Genomic DNA, 13205 nt, shown 5'->3' on the forward strand with positions numbered 1-13205 from the left:
GTTGCCGGGCATGTTGCCCGTTTTTGCCGGTCGCGTCCGCCCTGTCTACTTGGCGACCTTATGCTGCGTAGCAGCGAAGATACGGGGAATCTGTTAATATGACAACTAAAGACAACGTCGCAGGTGAAAATCTGGAACGGCTCAACGCGAATCTCGCCAAGGTCGAAGAGCTGTCCCAGCGCCTGATCGCGGCCATGTCGCGGCGCGACCCTGTCAATCCGACACTGAACGCCCCTGGCCCCGACCTGATGGTCAAGGCCACCCAGGGCTACTGGCAGGAGATGATGCACAACCCCGCCCGGATTTTCGAGCAGCAGGTGGAATACTGGGGCAAGTCGGTCAAACATTTCCTCGAGGCGCAGCAGGCACTGGCGCAAGGCAAGCTCGAGGCGCCCGAGGACGACACCCCGACCGACCGGCGCTTTGCCAACCCGCTGTGGAAGACGCATCCCTATTTCAACTACATCAAGCAGCAATACCTTCTGAACGCCGAGGCGATCCGCAAGGCGGTGGCCGATATCGAGGATTTGGAGCCCAAGGAACGCCGGCGGCTCGAATATTTCTCGAACCAGATCATCGACATGCTGGCGCCGACGAATTTCCTGTCGACCAATCCCGACGCGCTGGAACGCGCGATCGAAACCGACGGCGAAAGCCTGGTGAAGGGGCTGGAAAACCTTGTGGCCGATCTCGAGGCCAACAACGGCGAAATGCTGGTGCGGCTGGCCGACGAAGAAGCGTTTCGCCTGGGCGAAAACATCGCGACCACGCCGGGGCAGGTGGTCTATCGCAACCGCATGATGGAGCTGATCCAGTACGCGCCCGCGACCGAACAGGTCCACGCCACGCCGATCGTGATCTTTCCGCCCTGGATCAACAAGTTCTACATTCTCGATCTCAAACCGGAAAACAGCCTGATCAAGTGGATCACCGAACAGGGCTATACGCTGTTTGTCGTAAGCTGGGTCAATCCCGACGCCAGCTATCGCGACGTCGGGTTGGAGGATTATATCGAAGACGGCTACCTCGCCGCCTTCCGCGAGATCAAGAACATCACCGGGCAGAAACAGCTCAACGCCGTCGGCTACTGCATCGCCGGAACGACGCTGGCGATGGTTCTGTCCCTGCTCAAGCATCGCGGCGACAAGACCGTGAAATCGGCCACGTTCTTCACCACCCTGACCGATTTTTCCGACCAGGGCGAATTCACGCCGTTCCTGCAGGACGATTTCATCGACGGGATCGAGGACGAGGTCGAGGCGCAGGGCTATCTGCGCAGCTTTATCATGGCGCGGACGTTTTCGTTCCTGCGCTCGAACGACCTGATCTATGGCCCGGCGATCCGGTCCTACATGCTGGGGGAAACGCCGCCGGCCTTCGATCTTCTTTATTGGAACGGCGACGGCACCAACCTGCCGGGGCAGATGGCGCGCGAATACCTGCGTGGGCTGTGTCAGCGCAACGAATTCGCAAGCGGGGGGATCGAACTCTGCAGCGACCGTCTGGCGCTCGAGGACGTGGATATACCCGTCTGTTTCGTCGCCTGCGAAACCGATCATATCGCGCCGTGGAAAGACAGCTATCGCGGCGCACAGAAGATGGGGGCGAAGGACAAGACCTTTATCGTTTCGCAATCTGGTCATATCGCCGGCATCGTGAACCCGCCCAGCAAGAAGAAATACGGCCACTACACCAATGCCGACCTGAGCTTGTCGGCCGACGATTGGCTGGCAGGGGCAAGTTTCAACGAAGGGTCGTGGTGGCCGCGCTGGGACAAGTGGCTGACCAAGCGGTCGGGCAAGATGGTTCCCGCGCGTGAACCGGGTGATTCGAGCCATCCGGCGCTGTGTCCGGCCCCCGGAACCTATGTCCGGCGGACGGAAAATCATTGATTTACGCAGGGTAAGCAGATTTTTTGCTGCACTGCAGCATAAACACTTGAAATGCTGCGGTGCAGCGTGCATATTCTTTGCAGACGCAGAAAGCCGGGGATGGCCCGGCGCAAAATGCAAAGGATCGAGACCATGGCAAAGACACAAGATTTCACCGCGATGATGAAGGACATGATGGGTGCCTTCCCCGTGGACACCAAAGTGATGGAAGACGCGTTCAAGACCCAAGCCACGCTGAACGAAAAGCTGGCCGGCGTCGCACTGACCGCAGCCGAGAAATCCTCGGAAATCTCCGCCAAGTGGACCAAGGAAACCATCGCCAAGATGGCTGACATGACCAAGGCGAAGGCAGAACCCGCCGACTACGCCAAGGCAATGACAGATTTCGCATCGGCCCAGGCCGAAGTGGCCGCCGAAAACATGGCCGCTTTCGCTGAAATCGCGAAGAAGGTTCAGATGGACACCGTCGAACTGATGATGGCAGCCGGCAAGGACATGACCGAAGAAGCATCGGCAACCGTCCAGAAGATGACCAAAGACGCCACCGCAGCAGCCAAGAAGGCCGCTGCCGCCAAGTAAGGCGACCGGCAACAGGAAACTGCATCCTCCCTCCTCCCTGACGGATGCAGACATCGGGCGGGCCTTTGTGCCCGCCCTTTCTTTTTCATTCGGCCTGTCCTAGTGTTTCGCTGCACTGCTGCATTGGGGAGGGACCGCCAGGTGGCCGAAGATAAAAAACCGCTGCTCATCAAACGTTACGCCAGCCGGCGGCTCTATAACACCGAGACCAGCGATTACGTCACGCTCGAGGATATCGCGGGCTTCATTCGCGAGGGCCGAGAGGTTCAGATCGTCGATCTGAAATCGGGCGACGACCTGACACGCCAATATCTGCTTCAAATCATTGCAGAACACGAAAGCCGTGGCGAAACCATGCTGCCGGTGAACGTGCTGACCGACCTCGTGCGCTCTTACACGGATCAGGCCGGGTCGATGGTGCCGCAATTCCTGCAGGCCTCGTTCGAGATGCTGCGCGACGGCCAGTCCAAGATGATGGAAAACATGGCCAAGGTTAACCCGATGGCCCAGATGCCCGGGTTCGAGGCGCTGCAGGCGCAGCAACAGGCCTTTCTCAAGGCGATGACGGGCGGCATGTCGGGCCAGTGGAGCGGGCCGGGCAAGGATGCCGAAACCGGCGGCGAGGCACCTGCAGAAACCGACGACCTGGACGAGATCAAGCGCCAGTTGGCCGATCTGCAGGCCAAGCTGTCGAAGATGGACAAGTAAGCGCACATGGTGGACAGCCCCGGCAGGATCACGCTCTGGGGCGTCGAGGTGTTCGTTGCCACCGCGGAAGAGGGCAGCATCTCGGCCGCAGCCCGGCGGCTGGGGGCCAGCCCATCGGCCGTCAGCCAGCAATTGACGAACCTCGAAGGCGCGATCGGGGCCACCTTGCTGCAACGCAACACGCGCCCCGTGGTTCTGACACCCGCGGGTGAAATCTTTCGCCGCCGCGCGGGAACCATCCTGAACGAGGCCGCTCTGGCCCGCGCAGAACTGGCGATGGCGGACATGACGAACCTCACCCGGTTCCGCCTTGGCATGATCGAGGATTTCGAGGCCGACGTGACGCCGCGCCTGCTGACGCGGCTGGCCGGCGATCTGAAAACCTCGCAATTCCTTTTGGAAACCGGGGCCAGCCACTATCTGCATGACCTGCTGGACGCCCGCGCTCTGGATGTGATCGTGGCCGCCGAAATGGGCGCCGAGGCCGATTGGATGGAACTGCATCCGTTGCTGACCGAAGGGTTCGTCGTGGCCGCCCCGCGCGGGCGGCTCAGGCCCGACCGCGATGCGCTGAAACAGCTAAAGACGCTGCCGCTGGTGCAATATACCACGCGCCATCACATGGGCCGGCTGATCGCCGCGCACCTGGCACGGCAGAACCTGACCCTGTCGCACCGGTTCGAACTGGACAGCTATCACGCCATCCTTGCCATGGTCGGGCAGGGGGCGGGCTGGACGATCCTGACGCCCCTCGCGCTGATGCGCGCGCGCCGCTTTGCCGACCAGATCGACGTGATGCCGCTGCCATTCGCGCCTCTGTCGCGCACGATTTCCCTGACGGCGCGCAAGGGCATCCTGCAGGACATGCCCGCGCGCGTCGCGGGCGAGTTGAAGCCGCTGTTGAAAGAGGTCGTGATAAACCCCGCGATCGCGGCCTATCCGTTCATGGCCGATGTGCTGACCCTGCACTAGTCGGGCCGTCCTTCAGGCATAGGCGATTTCCGTGCGGAAACGCGGCGCCTCCAGCCATTCGAAATAGGTGCCCCGCAACGCCCGCGCCCTCGGCCCCGGCGCGCCATTGCCGAAGACGCGGTCGTTCACGCGCACAACCGGTGTCACGCCGCCGCCCGATGACGACAGGAACACTTCGTCCGCTTCCAGGAATTCCTCCAGCGGCAGCGGGCGTTCTTCGCAGGTCAGGCCAGCCTCGGCACCCATTTCCAGAACCGTCCGCCGGGTGATGCCGCCCAGCACCCCATGCCCGGACGTGATCAACCTGTCGCCCTTGATCGCAAACGCGTTGAAGCCCGGCCCTTCGGTCACGTTTCCGGCGTGGTCCAGCAGGATCACCGTGTTGAACCCGGCGTCCTTCGCCTGGAACAGCCCGTCGGTGAAATCGCCCCAATGATAATTCTTTGCGCGCGGATTCACGCTGTCTTCGGGGATGCGGCGGGGCGTGTCGGGGATCAGCGCACTGGCGCCCGCCTCAGCCACGTCGAAGGGGATGACATGCACGTAAGGCACGCACCAGGCATAGAAATGATTGGCACATTCGCGCGGATCGCGGCTGCCGGGGATGATTGGGGCCCCACGCGCACAGACCATCGCGCAATACGCGTCCTGCAGCCCGCTGGCCGCCATCATCTCGGTCAGCGCCTGCGCCATCTGCGCCCGCGTCAAACCGGGATCGAGCCGCATCGCCGCAAGGCTGTCCATGAACCGGTCGAGGTAATCGTCCAGCCGGAAAAAGCCGCCCTTCCAGACCGGCACCACGTCATAGGTGACGTCGGAATGGGTCAGGCCCCAATCCGTCACGCCGATTTTCGCCTCGGATATAGGCAGGATTTCCCCCGCCATCCATGCTGCGCCCTTGCTCAGATCCGCCATCGCGTCCCTCCTGTCTACGCAGGCAGGATGGGCGCGGGCGGAGCGCTTGGCAAGTGGGCTCAGGTGCCGGTGGCGCGCAGGTTGCCCTTGATCTCCTGGGCGGCGCGCACCAGCGCATCGGCGACGAAATCGCATTCCTCCAGGGTCAGCCGCGCGGGCAGCCGCACGTCGCAGGCCCGCATCAGCATGGCGCGCGTCTGCGGCAGATCGGGCAGGTCATGCAGGAACTGCCAATTCCAGTAGGCGCGCGCATTGTCCGTGCTCAGGCCAAAGACCTGAACCTTGACGCCGCGCGCGGCCGCTGCGTCGGCAAAGGCGCGGATTTCGTCCTCAGACATGCCGCACAGGTTGAACTGGATGGAATCGGGTGCACGGTCTTCCTTGGCCAGCTTGTCAGGCACCTCGATCCAGGGCGACAGGTTCAGCTGTGCCGCGACATGATCGTGGTTGCGCCGACCGTCGCGCACGCGGCGCGCCACTTCGGGCAGTTGCGCGCGCACCACTGCGGCCGACAGGTTGCCCAGCCGCAGGTTATAAAGCGGCAGCTGGTTCTGATGCCGCGCGAAGGCAGCCTCCAGCGCGGGATCGGTGCCGTGCTTGCGCCAATTGTGTTCATAGGCGCCCGACATGATCACCGCACGGGCCAGGATATCGGCATCGTCGGTGATCAGGATGCCGCCCTCGCCACTGTTCAGCAGCTTGTAGGATTGAAAGCTGAAGCAGCCGATCTTGCCCAGCGTACCGATATTTTGCCCGTCCCAGCGGGTGCCCAGCGAATGGGCTGCGTCCTCGATCACCGGCAGGCCATGGATCGCCGCGGCCTGCATGATCGCGTCCATGTCGCTGGTGTGGCCGCGCATGTGGCTGATCATGACGGCATCCGCCTGGCTGATCTTGTCGGCCATGTCGGCCAGGTCGATGCGGTAGTTTTCGCCAACCTCGCACAGCAGCGGTTCGCAATCCGCGTGCACGATGGACGAGGGCACGGCGGCAAAGGTGAAGGCGGGGATCAGGACTTTCGCACCGCGCGGCAAGTCCAGCGCCTTGAGAGACAGGAACAGCGCCGCCGAACAGGAAGACACCGCCAGCGCATAGCGCGCGCCCATCATCTCGGCGAATTCGCGTTCCAGCAGCGCCACCGGTGCATCTTGCGGTGCGGTATAGCGGAACAGATCGCCGGATTGCAGAAGCCGCTCGATCTCTTCGCGCGCGGCGGGGGGGATCGGTTCGGCGTCGTAGACATTGGGGGCGAGTGTCATGTTTTCGGCTTTCCTGAAAGTCCCTTTCCGTTTTTCTTAAATGCTTGGCTGCAAAATACAAGGGCACGCGCGCCCGCAAGGCGTTGCGCGCGACAGTTTGCCGTTTTTTCAGTGATGCTAGACGCCCAGCCGGTCGCGCAACGCGTACCACGTCATCGCCAGCGTCAGCAGGGGCGTGCGAAAGGCGGGCCCGCCCGGAAACGGCGGCACGGGCAGCCGCGCCATCGCGTCGAACCCGGCGGTCTGCCCCATGATCGCCTGCGCCATCAGCATGCCGGCATGGGTCGCGGTGCCGACGCCATGCCCGGAATAGCCCGAGGACGACAGGATGCTTTTGCCGACGCGGCCCAGATAGGGCAGGCGCTTCATCGTGATCGCCAGCGTGCCGCCCCAGGCGTAATCGATCTTGACGTCCCGCAGATGCGGAAAGATCTCCAGCATCGGTTTGCGCACCTTGCCCGCGATATCGTCGGGAAAGCGGTAGCCATAGCTCTCGCCACCACCGAAAAGCAGGCGCTTGTCGCGGCTGAGGCGAAAGTAATTGACGACGAACTTGGTGTCGGCCACGGCCACGTCACGGGTCAGCACTTCGGCTGCGCGGTCGCCCAGCGGTTCGGTGGCGGCCACGAAATTGTTGATCGGCATGACCCGCGCCGCGACCTTGCGGTTGAGCCCGCCAAGATACCCGTTGCCCGCCAGCACCACGGTTTCGGCGACCACCCGGCCCGTGTCGCAGCGCACCTCTGCCGGGGTGCCGTCCTCGATGTGGTGGACATGGCTGCGTTCGAATATCCGCACGCCCGCCGCCTCGGCCGCGCGCGCCAGCCCCAGCGCGAAATTCAGCGGATGAAGGTGGCCCGCCCCCATATCCAGCATGCCGCCCTTGTAGGCGGGCGAGGGGCAGAGCGCCTGGCACGCCCCGGCATCCAGCCGTTCGATCTGGTCATAGCCGTATTCGCGTTCCAGCAGGTCGGCATAGCCATGCAGCTCGCGCGTTTCCTTGTCGGAAAACCCGGTCCAGGCCACACCGGGCCGATAGTCGCAGTCGATCCCATGGGTGTCGATAAGCCCGCGTACCACCTGCTTGGCCTCTTCGCCCAACTGCCACATCTGGCGTGCCGAGTCGCGCCCGACCATGCGGATCAGCGCCTCCTGGTCCTGCCGCTGGCCGCTGCCCAATTGTCCGCCGTTGCGTCCCGACGCGCCAAAACCCACGCGATGCGCCTCGACCAGAACGACGTCGACGCCCTTTTCCGCAAGGTGCAGTGCTGCCGACAGCCCGGTGAACCCGCCACCCACCACGCAGACATCCGCCCGAACCTCGCCCTTCAGCGATGGCCGGTCCGGCGCGTCATTGGCCGTGGCTGCGTACCAGCTTTGCGGATAGGACCCCTTGCGGTCGTTGGAATAAAGCAAATCCATCAGGACGGTCCCCGTTCTTCCTTTTGCCTGAAATATCCCGGGGCGGGGGGCAGCGCCCCCCGCATGGTCGCCGCGCCAAAGGCGTGGCGAACCCCAGCAGGATCAGACGTTCAGCAGCAGATGCTCACGCTCCCAGGGCGAGATGACCTGCAGGAATTCCTCGTATTCGGTGCGTTTCACGATCCCGTAGACGCGGGCGAATTCCTCGCCCAGCACCTCGTGCACCTTGTCCGCGCCTTCGAACAGGTCCAGCGCCTCGCCCAGAACGCGGGGAATGTCCTCTTCGCTTTCATAGGCGTCGCCCTTGAACTGCTTGTCCGGCCATTCCTCGTTCATCAGCCCGAGATACCCGCAGGCCAGCGAGGCCGCGATGCCCAGATAGGGGTTGCAGTCCATGCCCGCCAACCGGTTCTCGATCCGGCGGCTTTCGGGCTGCGACAGCGGCACGCGGATGCCGGTGGTGCGGTTGTCGCGCCCCCAGGCCAGGTTGATGGGCGCCGCATGATCGCGCACGTAACGGCGATAGCTGTTCACATAGGGCGCCATGACCGCGATGACCGAGGGCAGGTATTTCTGCATCCCGCCGAGGAAGTTGAAGAACGCGTCGGTTTCACCCCCTTGCGGGCCCGAAAAGATGTTCTGCCCTGTTTCGATATCCAGCACGGAATGGTGGATATGCATCGCACTGCCGGGTTCCTCGGCGATGGGTTTCGCCATGAAGGTGGCAAAGCAATCGTGCCGCAGCGCCGCCTCGCGGATCAGGCGCTTGAAATAGAACACCTCGTCGGCCAGCTTGACCGGGCTGCCGTGGCGCAGGTTAATCTCCAACTGCCCGGCACCGCCTTCCTGCGTGATGCCGTCGATCTCGAAGCCCTGCGCTTCGGCAAAGTCGTAGATGTCGTCGATCACCGGCCCGAACTCGTCCACCGCCGACATCGAATACGCCTGCCGCGCAGCAGCCGGACGGCCCGAACGGCCCATCATCGGTTCGATCCGCTTGGCCGGGTCGAGATTGCGCGCCACAAGATAGAATTCCATCTCGGGGGCGACCACGGGTTTCCAGCCTTGGTCATGGTAAAGCTTGACCACGCGCTTCAGAACGTTGCGGGGCGAAAACGGAATCGGATCGCCCTTGCGGTCAAAGGCGTCGTGGATCACCTGCAGCGTCCAGTCCGCCGTCCAGGGCGCGGCGGTGGCCGTCGACATGTCGGGGTAAAGCAGCATGTCGCGTTCGATAAAACCCTCTTCGCCCGCGGCCTCGCCCCAGTCGCCGGTGATCGTCTGGTAAAAGATGCTGTCGGGCAGGTGGAAATATTCCATCCGGCCGAATTTCGATGCCGGTACCGCCTTGCCGCGAGCGATGCCGGGCAGGTCAGAAATGATGCATTCCACCTCGTCGAGGCGCCGGCCTTCGAGATAGGCGCTGGCGGCCTCGGGCAGTTGGTCTGTCCAGTCGCTCATGCCGCGTCCTCCGATGCGTGCTGGTGGAAAAAGGCGGCGATGCGTGCCCCGAAATCCGGTCCTTGCGTGGGTGTGTCGAGATTTGCGCGCGTGGCGGCGATCTGGTCGTCGGGCACCAGTCCCGTGGCCCGGTGATCGAGCAGGCCCTCGATCACGTCACGCCCGAATTCGGGATGGGCCTGCACGGTCAGAACCGTGTCGCCGATCGCCAGCGCAGCGTTTTCGCAAAACGCGTTGCGTGCCAGAACCTTTGCCTTGGGCGGCAGGTCTACCACCTGGTCCTGATGCCACGCGTTCAGTGTCATCTTTCCGCCTTCTGCCAGGTCGTATTCTTGCGGGCCGGTGGCCCATCCGCTGGGGAATTTCACGACCTTGCCACCCAGCGCCTGGGCGATGATCTGGTGCCCGAAGCAGACACCGACCAGCGGCCGGCCGCTGTCCCGGATCGCGCGGATCAGCGCTTCGAGCGGGGGAATCCAGGGATGGTCCTCGTAGGCGCCGTGTTTCGAGCCGGTGACAAGCCAGCCGTCGGCGGCGTCGGGGCCGGACGGGAACTCGCCGTCCACGACGTTCCAGGTCTGGAACGTGAAACCATGCGCGGAAAGTAGGCGATGGAACATGTCTTCGTAGTCGCCGACGCTCTCCCGGATCTGGTCGGGGGCGTGGCCGGTTTGCAGGATGCCGATTTTCATGGGTCACCAATGGGTTTGGATGGTCAGAGCGTATCGCAGGGCGGTGCAGGCGGGCAAGGCCCGCCTCAGACCGTGTCGAGGTAGATTTCCACCTGTTCCTGCTGGGTAAGCTCGGCCATGTAGTGCATCTCCTGCCGCTTGGTCAGCAGCAGGTTCTGGATCAGCAAGGGCGCGAAGATGCGCTTGATCCGGTCGCTCTGATCGAAGGCCGCGATGGCGTCGGCCCAGGTGTTCGGCACCTGGGGCAGATCCAGCGCGTAGGCGTTGCCGGTGATCGGCGCGGGCGGCTCTTCGCCATCCTCGATGCCGGTCAGCGCCGCGCCCAGAACGGCGGCCAGATGCAGATAGGGGTTCACGTCGCCGCCCGCGACACGGTGTTCGATACGCCGCGCGGCCGGGCTGCCGGCGGGCACGCGGATCGCGGCGGTGCGGTTTTCATAGGCCCAGGCGATGCCGGTGGGGGCGTGGTTTTCCGGCACCAGCCGGTCATAGCTGTTGGCGTGCGGTGCAAAGATCAGCATGCTGTCGGGCAGCGCCTTGAGGCAGCCTGCAATCGCATGGCGCAGCGCGTCCGAACCCTTGGGGCCGCCATCGTCGAAGATGTTGTTGCCGTCCTTGTCCAGCACCGAGAAATGCACATGCAGCCCGCTGCCGGCGTAGTCCTCGTAAGGTTTCGCCATGAAGGACGCGGCAAACCCGTGCCGCCGCGCCATGCCCTTGACCAGCATCTTGAACAGCCACGCATCGTCGGCGGCACGCAGCGCGTCGTCCTGGTGCATCAGGTTGATCTCGAACTGGCCCAACCCCGCCTCGGAAATCGCGGTGTCGGCGGGAATGTCCATTTCCTCGCAGGCGTCGTAGAGGTCCGTAAAGAACTGGTCGAACGCATCGAGTGCGCGGATCGACAGGATTTCCGCCGCCTTGCGCCGCTTGCCCGAACGCGGGCTGATCGGCACCTGCAGCGACTTGCCGCTGTCGTCGATCAGGAAAAACTCCAGCTCGACCGCGACCACGGGGGTCAGGCCACGCGCCTTGAAACGCTCGACCACACGCGCCAGCGCGTGGCGGGGATCGCCGTCGAAGGGGCGGCCATCCTCGTGGAACATCCAGATCGGCAACAGACCCGTGGGCGCCGACAGCCACGGCATCGGCATGAAACCCCTCTCGGTCGGGCGCAGCACGCCATCGGCATCGCCGCTTTCGAAGACAAGCGGGCTGTCGTCGATATCCTCGCCCCAGATATCGAGATTGAGGGCCGAAAGCGGAAACCGTGTCCCGTCCTTGACCACGCGATCGGCAAAACGGGTGGGGATGCGCTTGCCGCGCGGCTGACCGTTGAGATCGGAGGCGGCGACACGGATCGTGCGCACTTCGGGATGCGCGCGGAGCCAGTCTGTGGGCGTGAAGGAGGTCATTGGAAGGGCCGTCTGAAAATTTGATCAAATATTGGATAGCCTTCAAACCGCGCGGAAATCAAGGCAAATCGCGCGGTTTCGTGCCGGCAGGCGGTTTTCGGGCTGTCAGCGCAAAAGGTTTGGGCGCAGTTTCATCCTGCGCCGCTGATCCTGCGGCAGGTGGCGGTTGAGCCGCCGGTTCACCAGCCCGAACAGCCCCACGATCAGCAATGTCAGGATGATGAAATAGGTCGCAAGTATCGGGTAGGGCACGAAGGGGTTGAACGTCTTGTCGGCAAAATAGCTTGCGTAATAAAGCGCGTCGCCCTGCTGCCCCTGCGCGGGAAATCCACTGAAGAACACCAGCGTGGTGGCATGGAAAAGAAAGATCGCCTCGTTCGTGTAGGCGGGCCATGCCAGCCGCAGCATCGTGGGCCAGGTGATCTTGCGGAACTTTTTCCAGCCGGAAAACCCGTAGGCATCGGCCGCTTCGGTTTCGCCCTTGGGCACGGACAGCAGCGCGCCATAGAAAATCTCGCCCGAATAGGCCGCGGTATTGAGAAACAGCACGACCAGCGCCCCGGCCCACGCACTGGTGAGCGGTGTAAAGAACGGCACCACGTTCTTCAGCGACAGGAACAGGAAATAGGCAAAGAAGAACTGGATGAAGAGAGGGCTGCCGCGAAAGACGAAGATCACCCATTCGCTGAGCTTGCGGATGGGCCAGCTACGCGCGGCCTTGCCCATCGCCAGCGCCGTCGCCAGGAAAAACCCCGAGGCCAGCGCAAGCGCACCGAAATAGACGTTCCAGATCATCCCCGAGCCGATCAGCACGACCTGCTGACACAGCGTGAAATCCGAGCGCGGCAACAGGCGTTCGCCCACCCCGATACTGCGCAGGCCATAGTCGGCGATGGTTTCCCAGCAACTCATGCAAACAAACCCTTGCCGGGAGTTGATTCATTTGAAATCACCTTATGGGAGAATGAGGTGAAAGGTGCCAAATGAGAATTCTCGAATGGTTGAAGAGAAGAACCCCCTCTGACACCGACGCCGTTGGGATAGAGATCGCCACTCCTCCTGATGTGTTTGTCGCGGTTGAACCAAAAGAAGACTTGCTGAGCGAGCTCGAAGAAGCCGGGTGTCTCGCCCCGGACACCAATACGAGTGAGAAAATCCGTTACGATCTCGAGCCGATGTTTCTTGTCATCGACTACTGCGACGCTGCCAAAAATCACAGCCGAAGGCGCATTACGACACGCTGGGTCGACCGGCGGGGTTCCAATGTCTTTCTTGGTGCCATTTGTCACGAGAGAAAGGCCGCTAGAACATTTCGGATCGACCGCATCGAGGGCGTTATCGACGATGACGGGGTTGTTGAAGACGCCATGCTCTTCTTCAACAGCCTTCTTGTAGATGAAATCGGTTACGCGACCCCTGCGAAGCAGAAGAAACCGAAGAACGGCGGGGTGCGCTCTGGTGCTTCTATGTACACTCTTATGCGGCGCGAAATGAAGCCGGCACTGGTTGTTCTTGCCGCGGCCGCCAGAGCGGACAGTCTTCTTCCCCCCGAGGAAGTTGACCGTATCATGCAATACTCGGAAACCGAGGCCAATCATCTGTGCGAGTCCGGTGTTGTGGCGGACATTCCCAGTATTGATGACCTTGACAAACTTGGCCGCCTCATAGGCCGCCTTCGCCCCACGCGAGAGGACTTGGACGAAGCGCTGCGCGTTATCGTCACTTGGCCGGAAGACCGCTGTAAGAGGCTTTTCAAGTTTCTTTGCCGCGTTGTCGAAGCAGACGGCATAATTGTTGAAGAGGAATACAACTTCCTTGCAGAAATAGCCGATTGGATGAGCGAAACTTACGCCGTAGGCGAATAGCCTGCCCAAACCTGTGCTGAAGCCC

At 62.6% G+C, this 13205-nt stretch carries 12 protein-coding genes; 5 read left to right on the plus strand and 7 right to left on the minus strand.

What is annotated here, in order from left to right:
- Positions 1-98: 98 nt before the first annotated feature.
- From BLT50_RS08115 to BLT50_RS08130, 4 genes are all read left to right on the plus strand, one after another.
- A complete protein-coding gene (locus tag BLT50_RS08115; RefSeq protein ID WP_090028163.1) occupies positions 99-1892 on the plus strand; it encodes a PHA/PHB synthase family protein in 1794 nt (597 codons plus the stop codon).
- A 132-nt stretch (positions 1893-2024) separates the two neighbouring features.
- The gene (locus BLT50_RS08120) at positions 2025-2471 is read left to right on the plus strand and encodes a phasin, PhaP (RefSeq protein ID WP_090028338.1); all 447 of its coding nucleotides are present in this window, start codon (positions 2025-2027) and stop codon (positions 2469-2471) included.
- 141 nt (positions 2472-2612) lie between these two features.
- The gene (gene phaR / locus BLT50_RS08125; protein WP_090028164.1) at positions 2613-3179 is read left to right on the plus strand and encodes a polyhydroxyalkanoate synthesis repressor PhaR; all 567 of its coding nucleotides are present in this window, start codon (positions 2613-2615) and stop codon (positions 3177-3179) included.
- Positions 3180-3185: 6 nt separating this feature from the next.
- Positions 3186-4151, plus strand: a complete 966-nt coding sequence (locus tag BLT50_RS08130) for a LysR family transcriptional regulator (RefSeq protein WP_090028165.1) — start codon at positions 3186-3188, stop codon at positions 4149-4151.
- Positions 4152-4163: 12 nt separating this feature from the next.
- Here the strand turns inward: BLT50_RS08130 and BLT50_RS08135 are convergent, their stop codons facing one another.
- The 7 genes from BLT50_RS08135 to BLT50_RS08165 all read right to left on the minus strand — a co-directional run bounded on the left by BLT50_RS08135 (position 4164) and on the right by BLT50_RS08165 (position 12227).
- Positions 4164-5066: an aminotransferase class IV gene (locus BLT50_RS08135; RefSeq protein WP_090028166.1), complete on the minus strand. Its 903-nt coding sequence runs from the start codon at positions 5064-5066 to the stop codon at positions 4164-4166.
- Positions 5067-5125: 59 nt separating this feature from the next.
- Complete coding sequence (locus tag BLT50_RS08140; protein ID WP_090028167.1) at positions 5126-6325, minus strand: DegT/DnrJ/EryC1/StrS family aminotransferase; 1200 nt, start codon at positions 6323-6325, stop codon at positions 5126-5128.
- A gap of 117 nt (positions 6326-6442) precedes the next feature.
- Entirely contained in the window at positions 6443-7747 is a 1305-nt protein-coding gene (locus BLT50_RS08145; RefSeq protein WP_090028168.1) for an NAD(P)/FAD-dependent oxidoreductase, read from the minus strand.
- A gap of 102 nt (positions 7748-7849) precedes the next feature.
- Entirely contained in the window at positions 7850-9208 is a 1359-nt protein-coding gene (locus BLT50_RS08150; protein WP_090028169.1) for a glutamine synthetase family protein, read from the minus strand.
- On the minus strand, positions 9205-9900 hold the full coding sequence (locus tag BLT50_RS08155; RefSeq protein ID WP_090028170.1) for a type 1 glutamine amidotransferase: 696 nt from the start codon (positions 9898-9900) through the stop codon (positions 9205-9207). Before BLT50_RS08155 ends, BLT50_RS08150 begins: the two co-directional genes overlap by 4 nt.
- 65 nt (positions 9901-9965) lie before the next feature.
- A complete protein-coding gene (locus tag BLT50_RS08160) occupies positions 9966-11315 on the minus strand; it encodes a glutamine synthetase family protein (RefSeq protein WP_090028171.1) in 1350 nt (449 codons plus the stop codon).
- 105 nt (positions 11316-11420) lie between these two features.
- On the minus strand, positions 11421-12227 hold the full coding sequence (locus BLT50_RS08165; protein ID WP_090028172.1) for an ABC transporter permease: 807 nt from the start codon (positions 12225-12227) through the stop codon (positions 11421-11423).
- 71 nt (positions 12228-12298) lie between these two features.
- Between BLT50_RS08165 and BLT50_RS08170 the strand changes: the two genes are divergently transcribed.
- Positions 12299-13180 (plus strand): tellurite resistance TerB family protein, encoded by an 882-nt coding sequence (locus BLT50_RS08170; RefSeq protein ID WP_090028173.1) that lies wholly within the window; start codon positions 12299-12301, stop codon positions 13178-13180.
- Positions 13181-13205: the final 25 nt, after the last annotated feature.

Origin of the sequence: Lutimaribacter saemankumensis, from assembly GCF_900100005.1 — a bacterium.
In the GTDB taxonomy this organism is placed as follows: domain Bacteria; phylum Pseudomonadota; class Alphaproteobacteria; order Rhodobacterales; family Rhodobacteraceae; genus Lutimaribacter; species Lutimaribacter saemankumensis.